This window comes from Bradyrhizobium sp. JYMT SZCCT0428 (assembly GCF_018131075.1).
Classification (GTDB): Bacteria; Pseudomonadota; Alphaproteobacteria; order Rhizobiales; family Xanthobacteraceae; genus Bradyrhizobium.
The window spans coordinates 23,310-49,797 of record NZ_JAFCLS010000045.1; the positions used below are offsets into that span (position 1 = coordinate 23,310).

Annotated in this window: 25 protein-coding genes and 1 pseudogene; 9 read left to right on the forward strand and 17 right to left on the reverse strand. The window is 62.6% G+C overall.

Going from position 1 to position 26,488, the window contains the following annotated elements; genetic code table 11:
* Positions 1-86: 86 nt before the first annotated feature.
* The 4 genes from uraD to JQ575_RS33775 form a co-directional block, all read right to left on the reverse strand.
* Entirely contained in the window at positions 87-971 is an 885-nt protein-coding gene (gene uraD, locus JQ575_RS33760; protein ID WP_212037486.1) for a 2-oxo-4-hydroxy-4-carboxy-5-ureidoimidazoline decarboxylase, read from the reverse strand.
* 8 nt (positions 972-979) lie between these two features.
* Positions 980-1,918 carry an allantoinase PuuE gene (gene puuE / locus JQ575_RS33765; RefSeq protein WP_212037487.1) on the reverse strand — a complete coding sequence of 313 codons (939 nt, stop codon included), beginning with the start codon at positions 1,916-1,918 and terminating at the stop codon, positions 980-982.
* Positions 1,919-2,332, reverse strand: a complete 414-nt coding sequence (locus tag JQ575_RS33770) for a DUF3830 family protein (protein ID WP_192734938.1) — start codon at positions 2,330-2,332, stop codon at positions 1,919-1,921.
* Positions 2,333-2,485: 153 nt separating this feature from the next.
* Positions 2,486-3,355: an aldose 1-epimerase family protein gene (locus JQ575_RS33775; protein ID WP_409364849.1), complete on the reverse strand. Its 870-nt coding sequence runs from the start codon at positions 3,353-3,355 to the stop codon at positions 2,486-2,488.
* A gap of 203 nt (positions 3,356-3,558) precedes the next feature.
* Here JQ575_RS33775 and JQ575_RS33780 point away from each other — a divergent pair, with 203 nt between their 5' ends.
* The 4 genes from JQ575_RS33780 (at position 3,559) to JQ575_RS33795 (ending at position 8,894) form a co-directional block, all read left to right on the forward strand.
* Positions 3,559-4,632 carry an LLM class flavin-dependent oxidoreductase gene (locus JQ575_RS33780; protein WP_212037489.1) on the forward strand — a complete coding sequence of 358 codons (1,074 nt, stop codon included), beginning with the start codon at positions 3,559-3,561 and terminating at the stop codon, positions 4,630-4,632.
* A gap of 79 nt (positions 4,633-4,711) precedes the next feature.
* Positions 4,712-5,689 carry an NADPH:quinone oxidoreductase family protein gene (locus JQ575_RS33785; RefSeq protein ID WP_212037490.1) on the forward strand — a complete coding sequence of 326 codons (978 nt, stop codon included), beginning with the start codon at positions 4,712-4,714 and terminating at the stop codon, positions 5,687-5,689.
* 10 nt (positions 5,690-5,699) lie between these two features.
* Complete coding sequence (locus JQ575_RS33790; protein ID WP_212037491.1) at positions 5,700-6,287, forward strand: DUF2889 domain-containing protein; 588 nt, start codon at positions 5,700-5,702, stop codon at positions 6,285-6,287.
* A 234-nt stretch (positions 6,288-6,521) separates the two neighbouring features.
* Complete coding sequence (locus JQ575_RS33795) at positions 6,522-8,894, forward strand: hypothetical protein (protein WP_212037492.1); 2,373 nt, start codon at positions 6,522-6,524, stop codon at positions 8,892-8,894.
* 11 nt (positions 8,895-8,905) lie between these two features.
* Here the strand turns inward: JQ575_RS33795 and JQ575_RS33800 are convergent, their stop codons facing one another.
* The 6 genes and pseudogenes from JQ575_RS33800 to JQ575_RS33825 all read right to left on the reverse strand — a co-directional run bounded on the left by JQ575_RS33800 (position 8,906) and on the right by JQ575_RS33825 (position 14,756).
* On the reverse strand, positions 8,906-9,532 hold the full coding sequence (locus JQ575_RS33800; RefSeq protein ID WP_212037493.1) for a pyridoxamine 5'-phosphate oxidase family protein: 627 nt from the start codon (positions 9,530-9,532) through the stop codon (positions 8,906-8,908).
* 70 nt (positions 9,533-9,602) lie between these two features.
* Positions 9,603-10,238, reverse strand: coding sequence for an FMN-binding negative transcriptional regulator (locus JQ575_RS33805; RefSeq protein ID WP_212037494.1), 636 nt, complete (start codon positions 10,236-10,238; stop codon positions 9,603-9,605).
* Between the two features lie 67 nt (positions 10,239-10,305).
* A pseudogene (locus JQ575_RS33810) lies at positions 10,306-11,541 on the reverse strand (SulP family inorganic anion transporter); the annotation flags it as partial.
* A gap of 52 nt (positions 11,542-11,593) precedes the next feature.
* A complete protein-coding gene (locus JQ575_RS33815; RefSeq protein ID WP_212037496.1) occupies positions 11,594-12,496 on the reverse strand; it encodes a CHAD domain-containing protein in 903 nt (300 codons plus the stop codon).
* Positions 12,497-12,742: 246 nt separating this feature from the next.
* Positions 12,743-13,879 (reverse strand): NnrS family protein, encoded by a 1,137-nt coding sequence (locus tag JQ575_RS33820; protein ID WP_312016070.1) that lies wholly within the window; start codon positions 13,877-13,879, stop codon positions 12,743-12,745.
* A 421-nt stretch (positions 13,880-14,300) separates the two neighbouring features.
* On the reverse strand, positions 14,301-14,756 hold the full coding sequence (locus tag JQ575_RS33825) for a pseudoazurin (RefSeq protein ID WP_212037497.1): 456 nt from the start codon (positions 14,754-14,756) through the stop codon (positions 14,301-14,303).
* Between the two features lie 209 nt (positions 14,757-14,965).
* Between JQ575_RS33825 and JQ575_RS33830 the strand changes: the two genes are divergently transcribed.
* Complete coding sequence (locus JQ575_RS33830) at positions 14,966-15,664, forward strand: Crp/Fnr family transcriptional regulator (protein WP_212037498.1); 699 nt, start codon at positions 14,966-14,968, stop codon at positions 15,662-15,664.
* Positions 15,665-15,697: 33 nt separating this feature from the next.
* On the opposite strand, the gene JQ575_RS33835 is transcribed toward JQ575_RS33830, so the two are convergent.
* Positions 15,698-15,892 carry a DUF1858 domain-containing protein gene (locus JQ575_RS33835; protein WP_212037499.1) on the reverse strand — a complete coding sequence of 65 codons (195 nt, stop codon included), beginning with the start codon at positions 15,890-15,892 and terminating at the stop codon, positions 15,698-15,700.
* A gap of 176 nt (positions 15,893-16,068) precedes the next feature.
* Here JQ575_RS33835 and nirK point away from each other — a divergent pair, with 176 nt between their 5' ends.
* Positions 16,069-17,190 (forward strand): copper-containing nitrite reductase, encoded by a 1,122-nt coding sequence (nirK, locus tag JQ575_RS33840; RefSeq protein WP_212037500.1) that lies wholly within the window; start codon positions 16,069-16,071, stop codon positions 17,188-17,190.
* Positions 17,191-17,245: 55 nt separating this feature from the next.
* The gene (locus JQ575_RS33845; protein WP_212037501.1) at positions 17,246-18,103 is read left to right on the forward strand and encodes an SUMF1/EgtB/PvdO family nonheme iron enzyme; all 858 of its coding nucleotides are present in this window, start codon (positions 17,246-17,248) and stop codon (positions 18,101-18,103) included.
* A gap of 37 nt (positions 18,104-18,140) precedes the next feature.
* Here JQ575_RS33845 and uxuA read toward each other — a convergent pair whose 3' ends face one another.
* From uxuA to JQ575_RS33875, 6 genes are all read right to left on the reverse strand, one after another.
* Positions 18,141-19,334: a mannonate dehydratase gene (gene uxuA / locus JQ575_RS33850; RefSeq protein WP_212037502.1), complete on the reverse strand. Its 1,194-nt coding sequence runs from the start codon at positions 19,332-19,334 to the stop codon at positions 18,141-18,143.
* Positions 19,335-19,359: 25 nt separating this feature from the next.
* Entirely contained in the window at positions 19,360-20,400 is a 1,041-nt protein-coding gene (locus tag JQ575_RS33855) for an L-idonate 5-dehydrogenase (RefSeq protein ID WP_212037503.1), read from the reverse strand.
* A gap of 13 nt (positions 20,401-20,413) precedes the next feature.
* On the reverse strand, positions 20,414-21,820 hold the full coding sequence (locus tag JQ575_RS33860; protein ID WP_212037504.1) for a TRAP transporter large permease: 1,407 nt from the start codon (positions 21,818-21,820) through the stop codon (positions 20,414-20,416).
* 4 nt (positions 21,821-21,824) lie between these two features.
* Positions 21,825-22,397, reverse strand: coding sequence for a TRAP transporter small permease (locus JQ575_RS33865; RefSeq protein ID WP_212037505.1), 573 nt, complete (start codon positions 22,395-22,397; stop codon positions 21,825-21,827).
* Positions 22,398-22,487: 90 nt separating this feature from the next.
* Positions 22,488-23,465, reverse strand: coding sequence for a sialic acid TRAP transporter substrate-binding protein SiaP (locus tag JQ575_RS33870; RefSeq protein ID WP_212037506.1), 978 nt, complete (start codon positions 23,463-23,465; stop codon positions 22,488-22,490).
* Positions 23,466-23,544: 79 nt separating this feature from the next.
* The gene (locus JQ575_RS33875) at positions 23,545-24,279 is read right to left on the reverse strand and encodes a FadR/GntR family transcriptional regulator (RefSeq protein ID WP_212037507.1); all 735 of its coding nucleotides are present in this window, start codon (positions 24,277-24,279) and stop codon (positions 23,545-23,547) included.
* Positions 24,280-24,466: 187 nt separating this feature from the next.
* Here JQ575_RS33875 and JQ575_RS33880 point away from each other — a divergent pair, with 187 nt between their 5' ends.
* Both JQ575_RS33880 and JQ575_RS33885 read left to right on the forward strand, forming a co-directional pair.
* The gene (locus tag JQ575_RS33880) at positions 24,467-25,936 is read left to right on the forward strand and encodes a mannitol dehydrogenase family protein (RefSeq protein ID WP_212037508.1); all 1,470 of its coding nucleotides are present in this window, start codon (positions 24,467-24,469) and stop codon (positions 25,934-25,936) included.
* 136 nt (positions 25,937-26,072) lie between these two features.
* Positions 26,073-26,405, forward strand: a complete 333-nt coding sequence (locus JQ575_RS33885; protein WP_212037509.1) for a hypothetical protein — start codon at positions 26,073-26,075, stop codon at positions 26,403-26,405.
* Positions 26,406-26,488: the final 83 nt, after the last annotated feature.

Here is a 26,488-nt window from a genome sequence, read left to right on the forward strand (position 1 = left end):
TAGAGCGAAGCGAAACCCATCATCTATCCGCAAATCGCAAATGATGGGTTTCGCTTCGCTCTACCCATCCTACGATTTAGCAAAACCTAGCTCCCCCGATAGGTCGTATAACCCCACGGCGTGACCAATAGCGGCACGTGGAGATGGCCTTCCGGCTCACTCACCGAAAACCGCAGTGGGATCTGGTCGAGAAAAGGCGGATCCGACATCGGCACGTTACGCCCCGCAAAATATTCGCCGACGCTGAACATCAGCTCATAGCGCCCGATCGGGACCGGGCGGCCGCCGATCAGGGGTTGATCGGTGCGGCCGTCGCTGTTGGTGATCGCGCGCGCCACCACGCGGGCTTCGCCGAGATCGGACAGTTCGGTCAGTACCACCGATATTCCCGCCGCAGGCTTGCCGCTGTGGGTATCCAGCACGTGGGTCGACAGCCGTCCGTGCACGGCGAGCTTGTCGTCGGCCGTCACCAGCTGGTCGAGACGCAGCGCCGCGATCCGGTAGATTTCCGCGATCGAGACCTGCGTTTCGGTTTTGCTATCGTTCGGCAGCCGGCGCTCGAAATCACGCAGGATGGAATCCCGGGTCTGCCGGCGTGCGCAGACGATGTAGGGGAAACCGAATTTTGCGCGATAGGCATTGTTGACGCGCTCGAACGCCTCAAATTCAGCATCCGACAACCGACCGAGGCCGACACTGTTTTGTTCGGCGTTGGATTCGGCCGTGAGCCCCGCGGCGCGCTGGGTCTTGTTGGCGAGATCCGGATGCGCCTGGATCAGCGCCAGGCGAATGTCGGCCGGCGCACGATCGACCACGGCCCGCATCGCGTCGAACAGCGTTTTCAGGCTGACGAACGGCCGCGCTGCGGCCGCCTGTTCGGCGATCCAGGGTGAATATTCGAAGATATTGCCGAGCGCTTTGACGAACTCGTCCTTGCCAGCGATATTGAGATCGGAAAGCTTCATCGGCATTCCCCGGCCTATCCGATCTCAGCGGCGCGCTCGGCGAGATGGCTGAGATTGGCGTGAAAATGCTGCGCGATCTGCAACCGCGTCGGCACCCAGACGCCGTCATGCTTCATGACGTAATCGAGGAAGCGCATCAGCGATGCAGCGCGGCCGGGGCGGCCGACGACGCGGCAATGCAGGCCGACCGACATCATCTTCGGCGAGATCGCGCCTTCCGCATAGAGCACGTCGAAACTGTCCTTCAGATAGGTGAAGAACTCGTCGCCGCCGCCAAAGCCTTGCGGGTTCACAAAGCGCATGTCGTTGGCGTCGAGCGTGTAGGGGATCACCAGATGCGGCTGCAGTCCGCCCGCCCTGATCCAGTATGGCAGATCGTCGGCATAGGAATCGCTGAGATAGAGCAGGCCACCGGCTTCCATCAAGAGCCGCAGCGTATTGATCGAGGAACGCCCGGTGTACCAGCCGAGCGGACGCTCGCCGGTCGCCTCGGTATGAACGCGGATCGCCTCGGCAATCTCCGCCCGCTCTTCGGCCTCCGACATGTCCTTATGTTCGATCCATTTCAGGCTGTGGCTGGCGATATCCCAGCCGGCCTCCTTCATGGCAACGACCACTTCGGGATTGCGCTTCAGCGCGGTCGCGACGCCGAACACGGTGGCCGGCATCCTGCGCTCGGTGAACATCCGCCACAGCCGCCAGAAACCGGCGCGCGAGCCATATTCGAACATCGATTCGATATTGGCGTGGCGTTTGCCGGGCCAGGGCTGCGCGCCCAGCACATCCGAGAGGAACGCCTCGGAGGCGCGATCGCCATGCAGGATGTTGTTTTCGCCGCCCTCTTCGAAATTCACCACGAACTGCACGGCGAGGCGCGCATTGCCCGGCCAGCGCGGATCGGGCGGATTGCGGCCGTAGCCGCGGAGGTCGCGGGGGTAGCCGGGCTCCGTCACCTAGATTTCCTCGAAGCGGATCTTCTGTGCACCCTTCCACAGCACGGTCTTGCCGAATGCGGTGAGGTTCTCAAGCCCCGAGGTCAGGGTGATGAAGTGGTTGCCGGCGAGCTGGCCCATCTTGCTGGCGAAATGCACGCCGCCATAGGCGAGCAGGATTTCGGTCTCGCTGATGCCGCCGGGATAGAGGATGATCTGGCCCGGTGCGGGATAGCTGGTGTGGTTCTCGTAGGAAACGCCGAAATCGAGATCGCCGAGCGGCATCCAGACCCCCTCGCCGCTCCAGCGGACATGGATCGCCTGGCTCTCGAACGGCATCGCCTTGCGAAAGGCGGCAACCGTCTTGGGCGCCAGTTGCTCTTCAAAACGGGCCTCAAAGGTGAAGTCGCCGGCGCGGACAATTAGTTGGCTCATCGATCTCTTCTCTTGGGTGGGGATAGGGTTCAGCCATATCCATTGCAGCCGGGAAAAGCGGAAGCAAGGACCATTCAACCCGGAAAATGCGGTTTGTTTGGCGCCCTGCCCGTAAAATCAGCCGAAAATGCCCGTCGATTGACGTTCGCAACCTCAACCCGCGCGTATCCGATAGCAAAGGCTCCGCTTCTCGCCCGGCGCAATCTGCATCAATCCGGGCTTGCCGGTGAATTCGCCGTCGAACTCCGACGGGCTGGCGAAGCCATGCCAGGGCTCGATGCAGAGAAACGCCGCGCCTGATGGTTTCGACCAGACGCCGAGTTCGAGAAATCCTTCCCAGGACATCTCGATCGAGGGCCCACGATCGGCCGCATAGCGAACCGATCCGCTCGCGAGCCGATCGATAATAACCGCGTCGTCTTCGAACAGCCGCTCCGAGAGGGGGAGGCTGTTGCCGCGAACCGGCGACGGTTCCGCCTTGGCGCGCATCAGGCCGCCTGCCAGCCTGCGGATCGGCGCAGGCTCTTCGTCCGAGAATGTGAGCGCGTAGGCTTCCTTTTCCAATCCGGGCAGCAGCGGCCAGTTGAACGCCGGATGGGCGCCGATCGAAGCCGGCAAAATCTCGTTGCCGGTGTTGGTGATGTCGAACGCCACTTTCAGGCCGGCATTTTCAACGCTGTAGGTAACCTCGAGCTGGAACGCGAAGGGATAGCGGGCGCGCGTCGCCTCGCTATCGACAAGCACCAGCTTGCACGACGAGACCCCCTGTTCCACCCACTCGAACCTGAGATCCCGCGCAAAACCATGCTGGGTCATCGGGTAGGTCTTGCCCCGATGCTGCAGTCGATCGTTCTTGAGGCGGCCGACGATCGGAAACAGCAACGGCGAGTGGCGCGGCCATGCCGGCCCCGCCTGCCAAAGCAGCTCGACCCCTTCATGTTGGAGCGAGCATAGTTCGGCGCCATCGGCCTTGATGGTCGCCTCAATCGCGCCGCTGCGAAGCGTATGCTTGTCCATGCTGATACTTCACCACCCGAGGTGCCCCTATCCCCTCTCACCTCTCATAGGTCATGGCATTGCCCCCAGCAACGGCGATGCCCTGGCGGCGTCATTTCCTGATGGCATGGTTGCAAGGCTGACACAGCTTCCGGCCTGTGAAGCGCTTGATTTCCCCTGTTGTTGCGCGTTTCATTCAGGCAACGAACGAACACCCCGGGGAAACAACCATGCCAGCGAAAATCATCGGTATGATCGGCACCCAGCAGGAGGGCGTCGCGGTTCACCTGATCAAGGGCCAGATATCGCGCCAATGGGTGATCGATTTCACCCGCCTGCATGAGCAGTGGAACTATGATTCCGTGCTGGTCGGATATTACGCCTCGGCCGCCGAAGGTTTTGCGATCGCGCTTTATGCGGCTGATCATACCGAGCGAATAAAATTCCTGATCGCGCATCGCCCGGGCTCGGTGGCACCGGCGCTGGCAGCACGGCAGATCGCGACCTTCGACCAGCTGACGCAGGGACGGATGTCGCTGCACGTCATCGCCGGCACCAGCGACCAGGACCAAGCCAGCGAAGGCGACTTCCTGCCCAAGAACGACCGCTACCGCCGCGCCGCGGAATATCTCGATGTCATGCGCCGGATCTGGACCAGCGACAGCCCCTTCGACCACAAGGGCGAATTCTATCGCATCGAGGGCGCGTACAGCGATATCAAACCGTCTCAGCAGCCCTATCCCCGTCTGTTCTTCGGCGGCTCTTCGGAAGGCGCGCTGGAAATGGGCGCCGCGCATTGCGATGTGTTCGCGATCTTCGGCGAGCCGCTCGCCGAGACCCGCGCCCGCGTCGACGATTTCCGCCGTCGCGCGGCCGCCTTCGGACGGCGCGCCGATTTCAACATGTCGCTGCGCCCGATCATGGCGGAAACCGAGGGCGCAGCCTGGGACAAGGCGCATGCGCTGCTGGCGGATGTCGAACGCAAAACGGGCGAAGCGCCGAAGCCAAGCAACCATTCCAGCGAACGCCTGCTTGGCTATGCCGCGCGTGCCGACGTGCATGACGAACGGTTATGGATGGGGATCGCGCGCGCCACCGGCGCACCGGGCAATACGTCCTGCCTGGTGGGAACGCCGGAACAGATCGCGGCTGCGGTGCTGGAGTATTACCGGATCGGCGTCCATTCGTTCCTGCTGCGTGGATTCGAGAATCCGCATGACACGATGGCGATCGGCCGTGACCTCATTCCATTGATCAAGGGCGGTGCAGAAGCGATCGACCGGCAGGCCGAGGCGGCCGAGTAGCGTTGGCCCTCAGAATCTGCAAACACATCAGAACGCCGGTTTACAGCACGGCGCCAGGAAAGACTTTGGAACCAGTTGCATGAAAGCCGTGGTGGTCGAGAATTACGATTCGATTGACGGCATCTCCATCAAGGAGATGCCGATGCCCGATATCCCGCCCGGCGGTGTTCGCGTCAGGATCGGCGCCGCTGCCATCGGCTTCGTCGACGGCTTGAAGGTGCAAGGGCTGTATCAGACCAAGGACCCGCTGCCGTTCGTGCCGGGCACGGAATTCGCTGGCGTGGTCGACGCTGCCGCAGGCGACGTCGCCGCGTTCAAGCCGGGCATGCCCGTGGTCGGCATGGTCAGGTCCGGCGCGCTCGCCGAATACATCTGCGTGCCGTCGGCGGCGCTGAAGCATTTGCCGCCAAAGACTACCTTCGAGGCCGGAGCGTCTTTTCAGGCGAACTACCTGACCGGACTTTACGCGCTGGATGCGCGCGCCGAACTGCGCAAGGGCGAAACGCTGCTGGTCTTGGGCGCCGCGGGCGGCGTCGGCATCGCGGCGGTACAACTCGGCAAGCTGATGGGCGCGAAGGTGATCGCGGCGGCATCGACGCATGAGAAGCGCGAATTTGCCAAAGGTTACGGCGCCGATGATACGATCGACTACACCAAGGCGGACTGGCGCGACACGCTTAAGGGCCTGACCGGCGGTAACGGTCCGGACGTTATCTTCGACCCTGTCGGCGGCGAGGTGGCGCTGCAGGCGTTTCGCTCGATCGCCTGGCGCGGACGGCACCTGGTGGTCGGGTTCGCCTCCGGCACCATTCCGGCGCTGGCCTTGAATCTGCCGCTGCTCAAGGGCGGCGCCCTGCTCGGCGTCGATCTGGCGCAAATCCAGAAGCGCGAGCCGGAAACCCATAGCCGCCTGATCGCACAATTGTTCGACTGGCTCGCCTCGGGCCAATTGAGCCCCGTGGTCGGCAAGGTCGTGCCGTTCGAGAATTTTCGCGAGGCGTTCAAGACCATGCAGTCGCGATCCGCGCTCGGTAAAATGATCGTCAAATTCGACTGAGGACAGCAACATGCCCCAAGACAAGCCCGCCGACGGAACCGGGCGTCGCCTGATGCATACGCGAACGGTCGAATGCAACGGCTACATCAGGGACGACGGGCTCTGGGAAGTCGAGGCACGGCTGGTCGACGTAAAACCCTTCACGCAAGCCGCCGACCGCTATCGCGAGGAGCTGAAGCCCGGCGATCCCGTGCACGATATCCGCCTGCGGCTCGCGATCGACGACACCATGAGGATCCACGAGGCCGAAGCGACCATGGCGGCGACGCCCTATCCCACCTGCATCGACGTCGAGCCGATCCTGCAGCGGCTGGTCGGCGAGAGCATCGGCAAGGGCTGGCGCGAGGTGGTCCGCCGCAAGATCGGCCGGCTCGAGGGCTGCACCCATCTGTCGGAACTGCTAGGCCCGGCGGTGACCACGCTGTTTCAGACCATGTCGCACGGCAAGGATCCGGAAGGCCGAGATTCGATGGACGAGCAGCGCAACTCCGGTGAACGGCCGTTCTTCATCGGCGGCTGCTATTCCTGGCGCACCGATGGCCCCATCGTTGCCGACAAGTTTCCGCAATTTGCGACCAAGCCGGCCCCGCGGGATTAGAGCGTTTTCAAGCGAAGTGGATACCGGTTCGCGTGAAGAAAACGCGTCAAAAACAAGAATCCTAGGCGCAACGATCCGGCGCGGGCCCTGATCACGAAATTGCAACCGCCGGGCTGCGCTGCCTTGTGAAGCCACGCGCTTGACAATGCTCTAACCTATGGTTGTCTCCCCTCCACCGATATACGTCTCTTATTTGGCGAAGTCGCGAACGGCGTTCTGAACGGGACATCGCGCTTGAAGCAAAACGCCTGTCCGGCTGTTTCGCGCTCCTGGCGCGCGGGGGATCTCATGTCGAAGCGTTTTGTGTCGAAGCGTTTTGGAATTGGATTACTGTTCGCCTGCGTTACGGCACTTCTGCTTCCGGTGCTGGTCGTAGTCGTTGACATGATTTTTCTTCACCAAACAATGATCAACTCGATCTACAAAAACGTCGAAGACATCTCCGACGCTACCGAGATGCCAACGACGGTTACTTCCTTTCAATCCGGCCCTGACGTCGTCAGCACCATTGGCGGCAGCGGCGACGGACTGAACTGCAGCCTCCCTGGCCTGGCCAACATGTTCTTCCATGGCATGAAAAATCGGCACGGCCAAAGCGCTCTGGTGCTGCAACGCTTCCGGCAGGCATGCGTCTTTCACGATCTGTGCTATCGCCATGGCCTTGCCACCTACGGGTATAACCAGAACGATTGCGATCGCGTTCTGCAGAACGCCGCGCTTCGGCTCTGCTACGTCTGGAATCCATTGGAGGGAAAGGCACGCTGCCAAACCGAATCAAAAATGGTTCTGGCGGGCGTGAGTCTGGGCGGCTCCGACGCCTATCGCGCCTGGGACCGGTCGACCTATTTCGAGTTCGAGTCGGATCCTTGGCGCTCCAACGGATTTTCCGTCAGCCGGGTGGTCGACCATCCCTTTAAATCCGTAGATCGCGAGAAGTACCGGGATGAGCCGGATCAAGTCATTCTGAATTTCGACAATGTTCGATCCAATCTTACCGTTACCTGCGTCACCTGCAAGCAAGTGCCGGTGCTTCGAGAGAAGACCAGTGATCGTTACGACACCACCGAGGAACTTCGATCGGTCGGGATCACACAGCTCCCGGACGCCTTGCTGCAGCACACCGGACAACAGCTGTCCGACACCAGTCCGGTTTGGCTGCCGCCCCGCCGCCGTCATGCCGCGCCACACCTGCTGGTCGACAGCACCGGCAAAAATCACTTGATCTGGGTGACCCGAAACAATCCGGGCGACACCATCTCCTGCATTGTCCTTGCGGATACCGCAAGACTCCTGACCTACACGCTGCCAAAGCGGGACAATTGCTCGAGTGACGCAGCCTCTCAACTCACCATGGTTGAAGTCGACATGTTCGCAACCTCCCCACTTGTCATGGAGCTTCCGGCTTCGAAGGAAAGCATTTTCGCAATCGCGCTTAGCGTGAGCCGGGAAGACGATGGGAGCCTGAGCTTCTGTTCACGGTCTGCGTCCAGGAACGTCGATCGACCACCAATGAAGAAGGACGACGACAAGGCCGATTGCATTCCAATCGACAAATCGGTGGTTCGCAACGGTGCCGGCCTCGGCGCCTTTCAGAACTTTGCAATCATACGGCCAGGTCAGCAGATTCTGTTCGCGCGTGATATTGTGACGTCACCGGCTTCGCTGTGGACCAGAATTTCTCGCAGCTTGCGGGGTATAAAATACTCGCCCGACGGGGTGATGCTGGTGATCGACGTTACCGCTGCCTCGGCGGAAAAAGGATCTGTGAAGCCAAGACTCAAGAAAGCGGTGAGATTCAAAATCGAAGACCGCCTTGATCCGATGATGCCGATCAGCCGGAATATAGACGATCTGCGCTTCCTGGGCCTGGAGAACACGGAGAATCAGGTCAGCGTCCGCATGATCGACTTTGCGAAGGAGAACCCTGCCGTCGGCGATGTGAAGCTCGAGATGAACAAAACCGAAGTCAACTTGCATCCGTCCTGGGCGTCGCGGCCTTTGCTCGTGCTTGAAACGCGGGGGCCGAATCCCAAGACCAGGCTTGTTTTCTCCCGCGGAGCAATTGCGGTCGACCCGCACAAGCCCCTCGACAACGAGTCGGAAATCGTCGAGTCGCCAAATCTGCCATTTGACGGCACAAAGCCGCAAACCGAATCGTTGGCCCTGGAAACATTGATATTTGAACGCGATGCGACGCCCTCTTCGGATAAGCCATTCGTGAAGAAGAGCGCCGTGGCCTGCGTGGTGAAATACACGTTCAGGCGCCACGAAGAATTCCCCTGCTATCGCTCGTTCGATCCAAAGCGCCCTATGCGGTCGTCGCCCGCGGCCAGAATGCAGGCATCCCAGCTGCTGGTGGGACACTTTGCCGGGCGCGGCGGATACGGCATCGCTTTCCCCGAGTATTGCGAGAGTGGCCCCCCCATTATCCTGAGGCAGAACGAAGACGGCACCTTGGTGCCAGAGAAGAGCTTGGTCGGCGCAGCAGGCACTTTCACACGCCAGGTCACGTGCGATCCGCTCGATTCGAATGAGTATGTCAGCGGGCCAATCAAATCCACGCCGGATATGACGATATCGGCCGCCGACTGGCCGTACCAACCATAAACGGCAACCGGTCAGCTCTCGCGCGGCCCCGCCTTGACGACCTCCGCATGCGGATCGCCGGCGGGCAGGATGTCGCGGATGTAATCGCGGCCCTTCCATTCCGGCGGCGGCGGAGGCCCCTCGCCTTCGCGGGGAACGTAGGGCGACGGACTGGCGCCGGCGAGGTCGGGCACATAGCGCGGGCAGTTCGGATAGATTTCGCACTCGATCCGCACCACGAGCTGCGCGCCGTAATGCCGGCCGATCGCCGCCGCGTCATCCAGAATTGCCGCACGGCCGTTGATGCGCATGCGCCGGCTCTTGCCGTCGAAGCGCACGAACAACAACCCGACATTCGGATTCTTCGACAGGTTGCCGAGCGTGCGGTACATCGAGTTCCCGTCATATTCCGGATACTCGATAACGTTGGGGCCAACGACTTTCACAAAACCGGGATCGCCCGACTTGATGTTGCAGTCGACATAATCCGCAAAGGAAGTGCCGATGAAGAAGAACGGTGAACTCTCGATCAACGCCTTCTCGTCGTCCCAGAACTCATAATGCTTGCGGTGCCGCTCGATCGCCTCGGCCACACGCCGCCCGTCGAACCGGTCCTGCAGTTCGCTCATGCCTTCATGATAGAACGCCCGCTGCCACATCGACTTGCTCCCTTTTTTCGCGGGAGACATTAACCCCGATCCAGCGCAGCCGCCAGCCGTGGCCGGACGGCTAATATTCGAGATGGGGACGAAGCGCCTTCAGCTTGGCGGCAAGTTCACGGGCGTCGGCGTCGTCCAACTGCGAAAGATGCCGCGTGATCGAGGCATAATCCTCATCTGACTTGTGCTGGTTCAGTTTGCGCTGTCCTTGCACCTGCTTCACGTCCATTTCGAGCACGACGATCGATTGCAGCATCGTCTCGCGCTTGGCGGCTTCCATCGATGACAGCGACCATGGCGGCTTCGGTACCAGCCGCTCCTCGAATGTCGAGAGCAGCGCATCGCCGTGATCGCGGTGGTCTTCGATCGGCAGCCGCCGCACCGGGCCGGAAAGATGCACGGCCTCATAGAGCCAAGTCGAGACGTGGTCGGGCGTCGCATACCAGTCGTTCGAAACATAGGCGTCCGGGCCCCACACGATCAGCAGGAACGGATTCTTGCCGTCGGCGAGTTCGGCCAGCCTGTTGCGTGCGGTCAGGTGAAACTGCACCGTGACGGCATCGCCCGTCCGGTTGATCCTGAACGGCACATGCGAACTGATCGGGCCGTCGGCGCCGCTCGCAACCATCGCACCGAACCCGCGCGAGGCGGCGAATTGCAGCGCGCCATCGCGGTCCCAGGCGAACGTCGGACGAAGGATGTGCACGGCGGCCTCCTTGCTTTGCTCAGGAGGACGGGTCTTGCCGCCTGACGCGGTCGAAAATGGCGAACGCCGCCGCCAGCGCACAGCCGGCGATGATGCCGACCGCAAGATCCTCGATCAGCGTGAGGCCGAAAGTGGCGAGCAGCACGCCGGCGCCGCGCCAATCGTGCAGCAGATCAAGGAATTCTTCCTTCTCCGCCATGTTCCAACACACCACGACAAGCACGCCCGCCAGCGCCGACAGCGGGATGAAACTTGCGAGCGGCGCTGCGACCACCATGAAAACAAGCACGAACAGCGCATGCATCATGCCGGAGACCGGGCTGACGGCGCCGGCGCGAATATTGGTGGCCGTGCGCGCGATCGTTCCGGTGACGCTGATGCCGCCGAACAGTGCGGAGGCGACGTTAGCGACACCCTGCGCCACGACTTCCATATTGTAGCGGTGCTTGCGCCCCGTCATGCCATCGGCGACCTTGGCCGAGAGCAGGCTCTCGACCGCGCCGAGCAGCGTGAAGGAGAGCGCGGCCGGCAGCACAGCGAGTACGGACGCGTAGGAGATCGATGGCAACCGGGGTCCGGGCAATCCGTCCGGCAGTTGGCCAAAGCGGCTGCCGATGGTTTCGACCGGCAGGCCGAACAGCCATGCCGCCACCGAGGCCAGCGTCACCGCGATCAGCATGCCCGGCCAGTTCGGCGCTATCAGCCGCAGCAGGAAGATCAAGGCGACTGAGCCGACGCCGACCGCAAGGGCAACCGGGCTGATGGTCGGCAGCGCCTGACTGAGTGCCGCAAGCTTGGGCAGCAACGGGCCGGGTTCGGCACCGGCCAATTTCAGGCCGCCGAGATCGCGCAGCTGGCTGGCAAAGATCGTGACAGCGATGCCGCAGGTGAAGCCGACGGTCACGGCGTGCGGAATGTAGCGAATGAGCGAACCGAGCCGCAGCAGGCCGATCAGGGCCAGCATGAACCCGGAGAGGAAGACGGTCAGCAACAGGCCTTCCAGGCCGAATTTGGTGACGGTGGCCGCGACCAGCACGATGAAAGCGCCGGCCGGGCCGCCGATCTGATAGCGGCTGCCGCCGAGCGCCGAGACTAAAAAGCCGCCGATGACGGCGGCATATAATCCCCGCTCGGGCGAAACCCCCGAGGCGACGGCGATCGCCATCGACAGCGGCAGCGCCACGATCGCAACCGTCAGCGCCGCCAGCATATCCCGGCGGAGGTGGCCAAGATTGTATCCCTCGGCCAGCACGGTAGCGAGTTTCGGACGATAGGTATGGGCCGTAGCGGAGCCGTCGGGCATTGCGGGTAAACCGATTGGGACTTGGGCATCATAGCCGAGGATCAAGCGGCCGTCAGCACGCGCCGGCTTCCTTGAGGGTCTGGTAAGCGTCCATCGCGGCGCTCCGCAGCTTTTGCCGTTGCCCGCGATAGCCCGGTGGCCGGCGTTGGCCGGGATTATCCCCTTGAGCCGACAGTCCGGGCCTTGCGAAGCGCTTGAGGTCGCGAAGATCGCCGAGCGTGCGTTGCAGCTGTTTCGCCGGCTTGTGGACGTGGCGGAATTCGCCATGGTCGAACACCGGGACGATTCCCGTCAGCGCCTCCAGCATGTAGCGAAACCGCTTCGCCCTGATCCGCAGCCGGTGACGAGCCGATGCGCCGAGGGCTTTGAGCCGCCGGCCTTTGCGGATCAGTTGTTGGCGCCAGCGATTGAGCTCCCGCTTGCAATAGGCCTTCAGCGGCCTTGCGGACTTGCGGCGCTGCATCCGCTCCCAACGCGAAAGCCATGACCCGTCCCCGATCCAGCCAGACATCGCCTCGATCAGGTCATGAAATCGCGGAGAACGCAGGCAGTGAACCATCCGACGATGGTCGCGCGTCTGATGGGCCTCGAGATCCTCGCCGATCATGCGTTGCGCCCAGTCCCGGTAGCGTTTGCGGCGTGCATATTCCACGACCACGTCGCTATCGCGCGCGGCGCCGAGCGAGCCGTTCAGCCATGCAAGTTCCTTCTTCAGGCGCCGCCATTCAGCATCGACCACGATCGAAGCGAAGAAGAACACGGCGGACCGCAACCGGGTAATGGCGACACGAATCTGATGCACGGCTTCGGCATCGCCCGCGCAGGCGCTGCTGTGATGCAGCCTGACCTTGCCGACGCAGTCCTGCGCGATTTTCTGGAACGCCGTCGCGCAATCGAACTGCGCCGCCGCAGCGGCCTTGCGCGGGCCAATTTTGGTTTTGCCGGCGCCCTTCATCTGCCGCGCCCTATGGCGCGCCGGGCATATAGGCTGCCGCACCGCAAAGGTTTCATCCCCGTCACGCGCTCCGGTCCATCCCGCCTAGCATGGCCTGACGCGTCGCACGGCGCCAGCCCGTACGGCCGGCCAAAAGCAGGCCGCGGCTTGCGGAGAATAATCGCCGCAACCGTCGAGCCGGGATAGAGGGTTTCGTGTCAGGCCAATCAGCAGTTGAGATGCCTTACGTCGTTCGGCCTATCGCTCTTAGAGCCGGCGTGGCGACCAGAACGCCACCGAGTAGATTGCGGCAAATCCGAGAAACGCCGCAGCCCAGGCGATACCGACAGCCACCAGCAGCGGACCCGTGTGGTCCGTTTCCAGCACGGCGCAGACCCGCGCGAGGGCGGCGATAATCACCGCAGCGTAAATCAGCTGTGTCGCCGGAGACGCTTGGAGCCGCTGTCCGGTATGACCGAGCGTTGCCCGGCTCATCACCGCCAGTGTCATGGTGCCGATCGCTCCTCCCGTCCACGCATGAATTCCAGCGCTCGGCGCCACGAGGTCGAAGGCGCTGAGCGCGGTGAGGATGAATCCCGCCGGGACGAACGCATAGGCAACGTGCAGGATCAGCACCAGCCGGTCGGCGAATGTCCGGTATCCGGTCCAGCGCACAAGCCGGATCAGGTGCATGCCGCCGCAGACCAGCAACAATCCGCCGGAGGTCCGGTCCAGCGGTCGCACAACCCAAAACAGGAGGACGACCACGCTCAAGGCGATGGTCGCGACATCGAAGCGGCCGAACGGCGCGGGCATCTGGCCGGGAGTTCGTTTTGCCAGCCAGTTGCGGGTGAAGCTTGGAATGATCCTCCCGCCGATCAGCGCAATGAGGCTGATCACCACGGCGATGCCGCCACGGGTGGTGTATTCGGCCAAGCCTTCGAAATGCGCCTCCAGATGAAACGCCAGATTGCCGGCGGCGAGCAGGCTGATGATGGCGACGATCATGAGATTGCCCCACTTCTTGCCCGCAATGATCTCGCGCGCGGCGGAAGCCGCCAGCAGGATGAGAAACACCGAATCGATCGCCGCGGCCGGCGCCCAGCCAATCCAGGCCGATACGCTGACGGCAATTCGGCCTGCAACCCAGGTCGAGAACAGCAGGATCAGCGGCCTGCCCTGCAGCGGCAATCTGCCCGTCCAGTTCGGCACCGCCGTGAGCAGAAAACCGGCGATAACGGCCGCGATATATCCGAACAGCATCTCATGGACATGCCAGTCCCGGGGCGCGAACGCCGTGCTGAGCTGCAGCCGACCGTAAAACACCGGCAGCCACATCAGAATGATGGCACCAGCATAGACGGATCCGAAAAAGAAGAACGGCCGGAAACCATACGAAAACAAGGCGGGGCCTCGATAATCTCTCAAGCGCGATACTGACATGATTTGGACCCTGCTCCGGCTGTTGCTGGCCGCACCCTAGCCGGCGCGAAGCGCGCCCTCTTTGTCGAGGCGCAAAGACGACGGCCGCGCCCAGGCGTATTCGCAAGAAGGTTCAGCAAAATGGAGATAGACGATGCGAATCTTTGCGCGACTACGGACAGGTTTGGGACGGTTGCCGATTCAGCCTCAGGACGACTCGAAAACCACTCGCGACGGGACAGAAATGGCTGCGACTGCACCATCCAGTTCCCCTACAGCCGAAATCATGTGCTGCGGCCATTGTTCAGGCAACGCCGAAGGGCACATTTCGGAACTGCCAGGCGCGCGATAAAACAAGGAAAGCGGCCGACAAGGCCGCTTTCCTTTCTTTCATGCCATCAATTTATTTCGCTGCCGTCTTTGTCGCGGCAAGCTTTGCGAACAGCGCGGCAAATACCTGTTTGGCTTTGCCGACCTGAGGCACGGCCTTGGCCTGCTCCTCGTTGGCGGGCGTCCCCACCACGATCATCGCCACCATGCCCATGCCGTAATGTGGCGCGCATTTGACGCCATAGATCCCGGCCTGATCGAATTTGGCGGCGACATCCTCACCCATCTTTCCGATGAAGGTGACCCCGCCGTCCGGCAGCATGCCTTTGATGGTCTCCGCGTTATGCCCCTTGTCGGTCGACACGAACTTGACGGTATCGCCCGGCGCAACCTTTACCAGGGCCGGCTCGAAAACCATCAATCCTTCGGTTCCCTTGTTGAGCATCTTGACTTCGACTTCGGCCGCCGTTGCGCCACCGGCCACCGCCATGGCTGCGGCCACCACGGCCATTACCAAATATCTGCGCATCCTGATCTCCTGTCGATCGGTCGGGTCTCCATTCGGACCCCATGCGCGCCTTCTAGTCCCCAATCGCAGGGCGGAACTTGTTTTAGCGCAAGCTCCCAGCCGATTGTCGCGGTATGATGAGGCTGCAGCGCCGGTCACGCCAAATGACGGCGGCCGATTGCCACCCGTAATTCTCACGTCCGATTTCAGAACGGCATCCGGAACCTCCCATGGCCCCCCTCGACCGTTCAATTGTCGCAAATGTCCCGATCTTCGCCTCCTTGAGCGCCGACGATCTCGACGCCATCCTGTGCGACGCCCGATCGGTCAGATATCCGAAAGACAGCAGCGTATTCGACCAGGGCGGCGAAGCTCATTCGTTCTTCGTTCTGCTGCACGGCCATCTACGGGTTGAAAAGACCACGCCGCAGGGCCAGCAAATCGTGGTTCGCTACGTCTCGGCGGGTGAATTGTTTGGCGTCGCGCAGGCGCTGGCGCTCAAAAATTATCCGGCAACTGCGATTGCGGTCGTCGACAGCGTGGCCTTGTCGTGGCCATCGGCGCTGTGGCCGCAGCTGACCGCGAAGTTCCCGGCGCTGGCGGCAGGCGCGTTGCAGACCGTCGGCAGCAGATTGCAGGATACGCAGGACCGCGTCCTCGAAATGTCCAGCGAACAGGTCGAGCAGCGCGTCGCGCACGCGCTGCTGCGCCTGGCCAAGCAGGCAGGCCGCAAGGTCGAGCATGGCGTCGAGATCGATTTTCCGATCAGCCGGCAGGATGTCGCCGAGATGACCGGCACCACCCTGCACACCGTGAGCCGCATTCTCAGCGCATGGGAGCAACAGGGGCTGGTCGAGGGCGGACGACAGCGCATCGTGCTGCGCGATCCCCACCGACTGTTCGAAATCGCGGAAGGCCAAGGCAAATAAGATCGACCGGTAAGATCGGCAACTAGGACCCGTTCAGGCTTGAACGACGGCGCGCAGTGCCGTCAGGAACGCACCGCCGTCTACCTCGTGCTCGCGGCTGGCTTCGTCAATCGAATGGAATGTCGCGATCGGGCAGCCGACGCAGCCCATCCTGAAATCCATGAACACCCGTATCGAAGCAGGCCAGCGGTTCATCACCTGGTCGACCGTCATGTCAGGCGTGGGCATGCTCTTTTTCATGCTGCCAGCCTAGGCACCCGACCACTTCTTTCTTTGTTCGGGAGCAAACAGCGGCGCGATTGGTCTTCTTTCCGGAAAGCTTGCGCTGGCGCAAAGAGTGCTTCCGATCCTTGGGGCACAAGGGTGACACGAAATTCAAATGCAGACACCAACAGGAGAGTGTCATGATCACCCGCCGTATCGCATTGCTCGGCGTCGCAGTCGCCGCATTTGTCGTTGCCGTCCCCGCGCTGGCCGCCGACGATCTCAACCTGCCGCGTCAGGCGGTTGCGCTGGTGGCGCCGCCGTTCGTGCATCCGCACGAACAGGCCACCAAGGAAGCCCCGAAGATCATCGAGTTCAAACTTGTCATCACGGAGAAGGAAGTCGTCATCGACGAGGCCGGCACCAAGTTCCAGGCGATGACCTTCAACGGCTCGATGCCCGGTCCGCTGATGGTCGTCCATGAAGGCGATTACGTCGAGGTGACGCTGGTCAACCCCGAAACCAATGCGATGCCTCATAACATCGACTTCCATGCCGCGACGGGCGCATTGGGCGGCGGCGCTCTGACCCATGTGAACCCCGGCGAACAGGTGGTTCTGCGCTGGAAAGCAACGCGCACCGGAACGTTCATCTATCACTGTGCCCCGGAAGGCATGATTCCCTGGCACGTCGTGTCGGGCATGCACGGCACCGTGATGGTGCTGCCGCGCGACGGCCTGAAAAACCGCGAGGGCAAGGCGCTGCGCTACGACCGCCTCTATTACGTTGGCGAGAACGACCTCTACGTGCCCAAGGACGAGAAGGGACAATACAAGAGCTACGAAACGGTCGGAGAATCGTTCGCCGACACCACCGAGGTCATGCGCAAGCTGATCCCGACCCACGTCGTCTTCAACGGCAAGGTCGGCGCCCTCACCGGCAAGAATGCGATGACGTCGAAGGTCGGCGAGACCGTCATGATCGTTCATTCGCAGGCCAATCGCGACAGCCGTCCGCATCTGATCGGCGGTCACGGCGATTACGTCTGGGAGACCGGCAAGTTCGTCAACCCGCCGGAGAAGGATCTCGAGACCTGGTTCATTCGTGGCGGCTCAGCAGGAGCTGCGCTCTACACGTTCAGGCAGCCCGGCATCTACGCCTACGTCAACCACAACCTGATCGAGGCCGTCGAACTCGGCGCCACTGCCCACTTCAAGGTCGAGGGCAAATGGAACAACGACCTCATGACGCAGGTACAGCCTCCCGGCCCGATCCTGCCCGGCAAGTCCAGCGCGGCTGATGCTGTGGTGAAAACCAGATAACGACCTCGCGGCCTGAAGCCATTGCTGCGGGCCGCGGTGACCGGAGGACCGCCCCATGCTGCTCGCCATGAAAATCAAGGCCGCGATAACAGCGGCCGTTCTGGCCAGTCCGATCGCGCTGACGGTCGCCCCTGTTGCCCACCCCGTCGATTCCGCGATCACCGAAATTGCCGCAAAACCGTTTCAGTATCGGCTCGCCGGCGATTTCTCCCGCGACGGCAAACCCGCGCCAGCCCCGCTGCGTGAAGCGCTTCTAGCCGCCAGCATCAAGATCATGAACCGTCAGGTCACCGCGGGCGAATATGCGCGCTGCGCCGATGACGGCCGATGTCCTAAAATCCCGCAAGCCTCCGCGATGGCGGAGCGTCCAATGGTCGGCGTCAGCTGGCGGGATGCAACGGCCTATGCCGAATGGATGACGAACAAGACCGGGGTCCTGCACCGCCTTCCCACCGACGAGGAATGGGTGTTCGCAGCCGGCCAGAAGGTCCGCGAAGAAGCGCTGCCGCTGGTCGACCCGGTCGATCCCGCGCAGGCCTGGATTGCGCGTTACGAGGCGGAAGCCAACCGAGCGCGGCCCGGCGCGCTCGACCCGCAACCGGTCGGCGCCTTCGGTCGCAACGAGAACGGGCTGCTGGATGTCGGCGGCAATATCTGGGAATGGACCAACAGCTGCTTCCTTCGCATGACGCTGGAGCCGACGGGGGCTGCGCGCGTGACCAACACCAATTGCGGCGTTCGCGTCGTGCAGGGCGCCCACCGGACCTATATGACCGACTTCATCCGCGATCCTCGCACCGGCGGCTGCGCTGCCGGCGTGCCACCCGCCAATCTCGGCTTCCGCCTGGTAGTCGAAGACAAAAATTGGCCAGCGCTGCAAAGAATGATCGTCGCGACCTTCACGCCGGGTTAGAACGGCCTACGTCAGGTCATGAATTGTCGCGCCGCGATCAGCCGGCGTGCTCGATGGCGCGGATGGCGCCGCGCAGTTCCGCCAGCCCACGCAGCCGGCCGATCGCGGTGTAGCCGGGATTGGTGCGCTTGGTCTCGGCGAGATCGTCGAGCATGCGATGGCCGTGGTCCGGCCGGAATATGACCTTTTCGCCTGCCGAACGTTTCCGGTTTTCGGTCAGCAACGCCTTGAGCACCGCGATCATGTCGACGTCGCCATCGAGATGGTCGGATTCGAAGAACGACAGGCCGTCGGCCTCGCGTTTGGTCGCCCGCAAATGTGCAAAGCCGATTCTGGGTGCGAATTGTTTTGCAATCGCCGGCAGATCGTTTTGCGCGCGCACACCGAGCGAGCCGGTGCAGAAGCAGATGCCGTTCGCCTTGGACGGAACCGCGTCGAACAGCGCCTGGTAGTCTTCCGCCGATGAAGCGATGCGCGGCAGGCCGAACAGCGGCCGCGGCGGATCGTCGGGATGCAGCGTCAGCGTCACGCCAAGCTGCTCGGCCACCGGCGTGACGCGCGCGAGAAACTCGATCAGATGCTGGCGCAGCACGGCGGTGGTGATGCCGCTATATTGCTGCAAGCGGTCGCGGAACTGCGGAATGGTCAGGGGATCGGTGGTCGATCCCGGCAAGGCGCTGGCGATGTTGGTGACGAGGACATCGATATCGGCCTGCGTCATCCCGGCGTGAACCTGCTTGGCACGGGCACGCGCGCTTTCCGAATATTCCGCCGCCGCTTCCGGACGCTGCAGGATGTGCAGATCGAACGCCGCGAACCGCTCCTGGTCGAAGCGCATCGCCTTGGCGCCGTTCGGCAGCTCCCATTCCAGATCGGTGCGGCACCAGTCCACGACAGGCATGAAATTGTAGCAGATGATCTTGATGCCGGCCGAGGCCACCGCTTCGAGGCTGGCGATCCAGGCCTCGATCGAGCGTGTGGCCTTGCCGCCGAGCCGCTTGACGTCGTCGGGGATCGGAATCGATTCCACCACCGACCAGGTCAGCTGCGAACGGCCGGGCTGGCTTTTCTCGATGATGTGCTTGCGCTCCTCGACGCCTGATCGCGTCCAGGCTTCGCCGATCGGCACCTGATGCAGCGCGGTGACCACGTCGGTGGCGCCGGCCTGGCGGATATCGTCGAGCGACACCGGATCATCAGGTCCGTACCACCGCCATCCCTGCAGCATCATGGGAAATCTCCTGAATATCTTCCGCTCACTGCGCCGTCAGCACGACCTTGACGCTCTGCGAGCGGTCAAGCGCGAGGCGAACCGCATCGGGCGCGACCGAGAGCGGGCGCTCGGCCGTCACCAGCGACAGCACATCGACGCTGCCGTCGGAAATCAGTTCGACCGCGGTCATGAATTCCGGCCCGAAGCGGAACGAGCCGCGCAGGTCGATCTCCTTGGCCATCACGGCGTTCGCGGGCGTCGGAATTTGTCCGCCCGGCAGATTGCCGATCTGGACGACGACGCCGCCGCGCCTGACCGCGCCGATGGCGCTGGCAAGGCCGGCCGCCGTGCCGGAAACCTCAAACGCCACGTCGTAAGGCGCGACAGCCTTCAGGGCCTCATCGCCCTTTGAGATATCGATGACATGGTTGGCGCCGAGCCGGGTTGCGAAGGCCAACGGCGCGGCGGCGATATCGACGACGGTCACTTCGGCAATGCCGGCGCGGCGCGCCGCCAGCATCGTCAGCAGGCCAATGGGGCCCGAGCCGAACAGCACCGCGCGCTTTCCCTTGATATCGCCGGCGCGGGCGACCGCGTGCAGGCAGACCGCGAGCGGCTCGGCCAGTGCCGCCGCCTGGTACGTCACATGGTCCGGAATCCTGACGCATTGCGCGGGAATGGCATCGAACAGGCTGGAAAACCCGCCCTGCATGTGCGGCGTCTTGGAAGCCGAGCCCATGAAGAAGATGTTCTCGCACAGGTTCAGCCGGCCCTCGCGGCACGGCGTGCAGTGGCCGCACCAGCGCGACGGATTGACGGCGACGCGATCGCCGGTCTTCAGGCCGGGCGCGCTGCCCGAGATCTCGACCACTTCGCCCGCGATCTCATGGCCGAGCACCAGCGGCGAGGTGACGACGAAATCGCCGGTGCGGGCATGGCGGTAGTAATGCATGTCGGAGCCGCAAATGCCGCCGGCGCCGAAACGAATTCGCACCATGCCTGACGCCAATGGATCGAGCGGCCGCTCGACCATGCGCAGGTCCTCGGGGCCGAACAGTGTTGCAGCCAAAGCCATCGATGTCATTTTGCGAGTCCTATCACTTAGCAAGTCCCATATATTTCGGCAGCCAGAGCGTCAGCTCCGGGATGTAGGTGATGGCGATGAGCGCCAGCAGCAGCGGCACCAGCCAGGGGAGGATCGCCATCGTCGTGCGCTCGACCGAGAGCTTTGCGACGCGGGCGAGAACGAACAGCACCATGCCAAGCGGCGGGTGCAACAGGCCGATCATCAGGTTGAGCGTCATGATCAGCCCGAAATGAATGGGATCGATGCCGAGCTTCAGGACGATCGGCAGCAGGATCGGCACCAGGATGGTGATCGCGGCGATGGTGTCGATGAAGCAGCCGACGAACAGAATCAGGATGTTCGCCAGCAGCAGGAACACCCATTTGTTCTGGGTGATCCCGAGTATCGCATCGCTCAGGATCTGCGCCGCCTGCGACACCGTCAGCAGCCAGGCGAAGATCGAGGCCGCCGTCACGATGAACAGCACCGATGCCGTGGTCTCGATGGTGTCGAACGTCGCCTTCGCCACCGTCTGCAACGTCATCGAGCGATAGCGCACCAGCCCGAGGAACAGCGACCAGATCACGGCGGCGACCGCAGCCTCCGTCGGCGTGAACCAGCCCAGCGTCATGCCGCCGATCAGGATGACCGGCGCCATCAGCGCCATCACGGCGGAGAAATCGAAATACCAGTCGAGCGCCAGCAGCGCCACGAGCCCGATGCCAACCGCCATGTTGACCGAGAGCCCGGCGAGCACCAGCAGCCAGACCGCGAGCGGAAAGCACATAACGACCACGATCTCGAGCCCGGCCGAGCCGATCTGCCGCCAGGAGAACGGCGTATCGCTGCCCCAGCCGTTCTTGTGGGCGAAATAGGCCACGGTCGCCATCATCATCAAGGTCATGACGACGCCCGGAATGAGGCCGCCAAGGAACAGCGCGCCGATCGAGACGTTCGCCATCATGCCGTAGATCACGAACGGCAGCGACGGCGGGATGATCGGGCCGAGCGTCGCGGAAGCCGCGGTCACGCCAACCGAAAACTCCGTCGAATAGCCATGGTCCTTCATCGCCTTGATTTCGATGGTGCCGAGGCCGGCGGCGTCGGCGATCGCGGTGCCGGACATGCCGGAAAAGATCACCGAGCCGACGATGTTGACGTGGCCAAGCCCGCCGCGCATCCAGCCCACCAATGCTACCGCAAAGCTGTAGATGCGGCCGGTGACGCCGGCGATGTTCATCAGGTTGCCGGCGAGGATGAAGAACGGAACCGCGAGCAGCGGAAAACTTTCGACGCCCGCGATCATGCGCTGCGCCAGCGTCACGTCGGGCGTGATGCCGGTGACGAGAATGTACAACAGTGACGACACCGCCATCGCCAGCGCGACGGGAAGGCCGACCAGCATCAACAGCAAAAATCCCCCAAGCAGCAGCAGCATCGCCCTACCCTTCCGTTCCGTCGAACGCGCCGGGGCGCTCCAGTATCGAATAGCCGCGCCGCCAGTTTTCGATCGCGATCTGGATCGAGCGGCCGAACATCAGCACGAAGCCGAGCAGCACGCCGTAATAGACAAAACCCTTTTCGATCTTGATCGTCGTCATCCGCTCTTCGCCGATGATCTGGATGTAGACCCAGACCAGCTTGATCGCATAGCCGAAGAAGGCGATCCGGATCAGGTCGATCACGGTCGAGAGCGCGCGCGCCACCGCATGCGGCAGATAGCGGAACACCAGGTCGACCTGGATGTGCCGCGACAGCCGCACGCACATCGACGAGCCGATAAATACCACGCCGATCAGGCAATAGGTCGCGATCTCCTCGGTCCAGGCATAGCTGTCGTTGAGGACGTAGCGGGTGAAAAACTGCAGGAAGACGCACAGCGCCATGATCCAGAAGATCACCAGCGCCAGCCAGTCCTCGAACGCATACGGACTGAGGTCGGCGCCCTTCGGCGCCTCGTCCTCGAACGTATGGGCGATCTCTTCCGCCGTGATCTGCTTGTGCACTTCAGCCATGGAGTTGGGCTTTCCTTCCAAACTGGCTCGAGGTGGCTCGCCCCTGCCCGCCGCGATGGATGCGGCAAGCAGGGACAAAAGCCCGTCGGTTTACTTCACCGCCTGGATGCGATCCCAGTCGGCCTTGCGGTAGTCGAAGCTTTCAAAGCTCGTGGTCTTGATCACGGTGTCACGGAACGCGTCCTTGTCGACCTCGGTGACGGTGAGACCCTTCTGCTTGAAGAAATCGACCAGCTTGGCCTCGTTGACCTTGATCTCGCCGGTTGCCTTGGCGGCGGCTTCCTGGGTGACTTCGGTGAAGATCTTGCGATCCTCTTCGCTGAGCTTCTTCCAGAGCCCGCCGGAAATGATCGTGTTGAGGTGGTCGACGATGTGACCAGTCAGCACGATGTGCTTCTGCACCTCGTAGAACTTCTTCGCCTCGATGGTGGTGAGCGGATTTTCCTGGGCTTCCACGGTGCCGTTCTGCAGCGCCAGGTAAACCTCGGCGAAGGCGATCGGCGCGGTGTTGGCGCCGCAGGCGCGCGGCATCGCCAGATATGCCGGCACGTCGGGCACGCGGATCTTGAGGCCCTTCATGTCCGCGCAGACCTTGATCGGCTTGTTCGACGAGGTGTGACGAACGCCGTAATAGGTCACTGCGACGATGCGGTGGCCGGTCTTGTCTTCATAACCCTTGGTGAGATCCTTGAAGACATCGCTCTTGGTGTAGGCCAGGAGATGATCGGCGTCGCGGAACGTGTAGGGATAATAGGTCACGCCGATCGGCGGAAAACTCTTGGCGGCGAAGCTCGAGCCGGAGATGATGATGTCGACCGAGCCCAGCGAAAGGCCCTGGTTGATGTCGGCTTCCTTGCCGAGCTGCGAGGCCGGATAGACGTCGATCGCATAGCGGCCGTTGGTGCGCTTGCCGATCTCCTGTGCGGCCCACACCGACGCGGTATGGAACGGCTCGGACGTCTCATAGACGTGCGCCCATTTCAGTTTGGTCTGCGCCATGCCGGCGCTGGTGGCCGCAACAAGCGCGGCAGCGGAAGCCGCCAATATGATTGTCAATTTCTTCAACATTGAAATCTCCTCCGTTGTTACATTTGCTTTTCTTACTCAACCGCTTCAGCCTTTTTGGCCGAACCGTTCGAATGCCTGATCAGCCGCTCCTGGCCTGCGCACGAGGCGCTGCGGCTTCGGTTCCAAAATTTTGTGCAAAGCGTTCCTGCGAACGCGCCAGATGCTCGCGCATGGTGGTGCGCGCGGCGTCGGGATCGCGCGCGGCGATGGCGTCGCGGATCGCCTGATGCTCACTGAGCGCGGCGCCCCAGGATTCCGGGTTCTCGAAATAATGCGCCAGCTTGGCAAAATAGGGATTGAGCCGCTGGTCGAACAGTTCGCCGACGACACGAACCAGCACGGCGTTATCGAGACTTCCCGCCACCGCGACATGGAAGGCGCGATCATGGATCATCGAGGCGTCGCCGGGATGCTGGGTGTTGGCCATCGCCAGCAGCGAGGCGTCGATGCGCGCGATATCCTCGGGCTTTGCTACCCTCGCCGCTTGTTCGGCGATGGCGCCTTCGATAAATTCGCGGGCGCGCAGCAATTCGAACGGCCCTTCGATCATTGCGGAGGCCGGCAAAGGCGTGGCCAGCGCGGCCGGATCGCTGACATAGATTCCGGAGCCGACCCGAATGCGAACACGTCCTTCGACCTCGAGCGCGATCAGCGCTTCGCGCACGGTGGGACGGGAGACCTTCAATTGCTCGGCAATATCGCGTTCGGTCGGGAGCCTGGAGCCGACGGCGTATTCGCCGCTGTCGATCAACGCGCGCAGCTGATCGGCAACCTGGCGGTATAGGCGTCGCGCTTCCACTGCCTCAAGCGGCACGCTGGTCTCTCCCCGAACGATCCCGCGGATCGGTTCTTTTTCTGGTGGCTTGGCCATCGGACTGGCCTTGAGCTTCGCCACCGATCGGTAAATTGGCCTTACCAATTGACCAAACATTGACCTTACGGGCGCGCTATGTCAAGGCGAATGGCGAAAATTCCGCCATTCCAACCCAAAGGAGGCCGATTTGCGCCTCTCGAACGCCAGCCTTGACCGGCTTCCCGGCCATATCCGCCGCCCCGGTTACGACCGTGGACGCGTCACATCAGGCATCGTCCACCTCGGAATCGGCGCCTTTCACCGCGCGCACCAGGCGGTCGTGATCGACGACCTGCTCGCAAACGGCCCGACGGACTGGGGAATCATCGGCGCCAGCCTTCGAAGTTCGGACACCTACGACGCCCTTGCCCCGCAGGATTGTCTCTATGCGGTTGCCGTTCGCTCCGGCGCGGGCACTGAACACCGGATCATCGGCTCAGTGCTGCAGACGGAAGTGGCCAAGAACAACCCCGCACAATTGATCGCCCGCATGGCTGATCCCGCCACGCGCATCGTCTCGCTGACCATCACTGAGAAGGGCTATTGCCACACGCCGCAGACCGGCGAACTCAACGCTGACCATCCCGACATCGTCCACGACCTTGCAAATCCGGATGCGCCGCGATCGGCTCCGGGATTCATCGTGGCCGCTTTGGCGCGTCGCCGCGTGGCTGATATCGCGCCCTTCACCGTCCTCTCCTGCGACAATCTTTCGGCCAACGGCCATACCGTGAAACGGATCCTGACGCAGTTCGCGCACCTGCGCTCGCCCGAGCTCGGAAAGTGGATCGCCGATCACGTCGCCTGCCCATCGACAATGGTCGATCGCATCGTGCCCGAGACTACCAACGCCGATCGCGCGGCGGTCTCGTCCGAACTCGGCGTGACCGATGCGTGGCCTGTAATTACCGAGCCGTTCACGCAGTGGATCGTCGAAGACAATTTTCCGGCCGGCCGGCCGGACTTCGCCCGCGCCGGCGTGCAGCTCGTCGCTGACGTGACGCCGTTCGAACACATGAAGCTGCGGCTGCTCAATGCCAGCCATTCGGCGCTGGCCTATCTCGGCTATCTCGCGGGCCATGAGACCATTGCCGCTGCGATGACTGACGATCGCTTTGCGGCGTTCGCCCATGGCGTGATGCAGGAATCCGCCGTGACGCTTTCGATGCCCGAGGGGACTGACCTGGCGGGATACAGCGCCTCGCTTCTCGAGCGCTTTGCCAACCCCGCCCTGCGTCACCGCACCTGGCAGATCGCGATGGACGGATCGCAGAAACTGCCGCAGCGGCTGCTCGGCACGATGCAGGACCGGCTGCGGCTGGGCTTGCCGATCGATACGCATGCGCTCGCCGTCGCAGGCTGGATGCGCTACGTCACGGCCAGCGATGAGAAGGGACAGGCGATCGAGGTGCGCGATCCCTTAGCGGCGGAACTGGCCGCGATCGCCAAAACAGCCGGCCCCGTCGCTGATCGGCTGGCGCCTGCGCTGCTCGACGTTCGTTCGATCTTCGGCGAATTTGGAAACGACCCCCGCCTGCGCAACGCCGTGACGCGCGCGCTGGCGCAGCTCTACGAATTGGGCGCCCGTCGGGCGGTGAAGGCCTGGCTGCCGGCATAAGCGACAGCGCTGGTCGCGGTGCATTGCTTCGCAGGGTTCCGATTCGCGCGCCAAATGAGTGGCCGGGAACATTCCAAATCCGGGAACATTCGGTAAGCGGTGGGGTTGGTGTTCATCGACCTGAAGGAGTTCAGTCATGAAGAAATTTATCGTAGTGCTCGCGATTGGCGCCGGCACGCTGCTCGCTACCGGCGCAACGGCCGCACCACTCTCGAATGGCATTACCGTGATGCCGGATAACGGCATCGAACATGTCAGCATGGTGTGCGACGAATATGGCCAGTGCTACCGCACCCGTGGCGGCCGCCGCGTCGTCGTTGAGCGGGAATACGGCGACAGCTACAATTATTACGCTCCGCGCGAGCGATACATTGAACGCCGCGGCTATTACAATGACGGCCCGAGCGTCGGTATCGGCGTGGGACCGGGCGGCGTCGGTGTTGGATTTGGCGTCGGACCGCGCTGGTAAGATCCAGTTTCGTCAAGTCGGGGCCGCAGAGAAATCTGCGGCCTTCGGCGCGCCTGGTTTCCGGTATCGCTTGAGGATTTGAG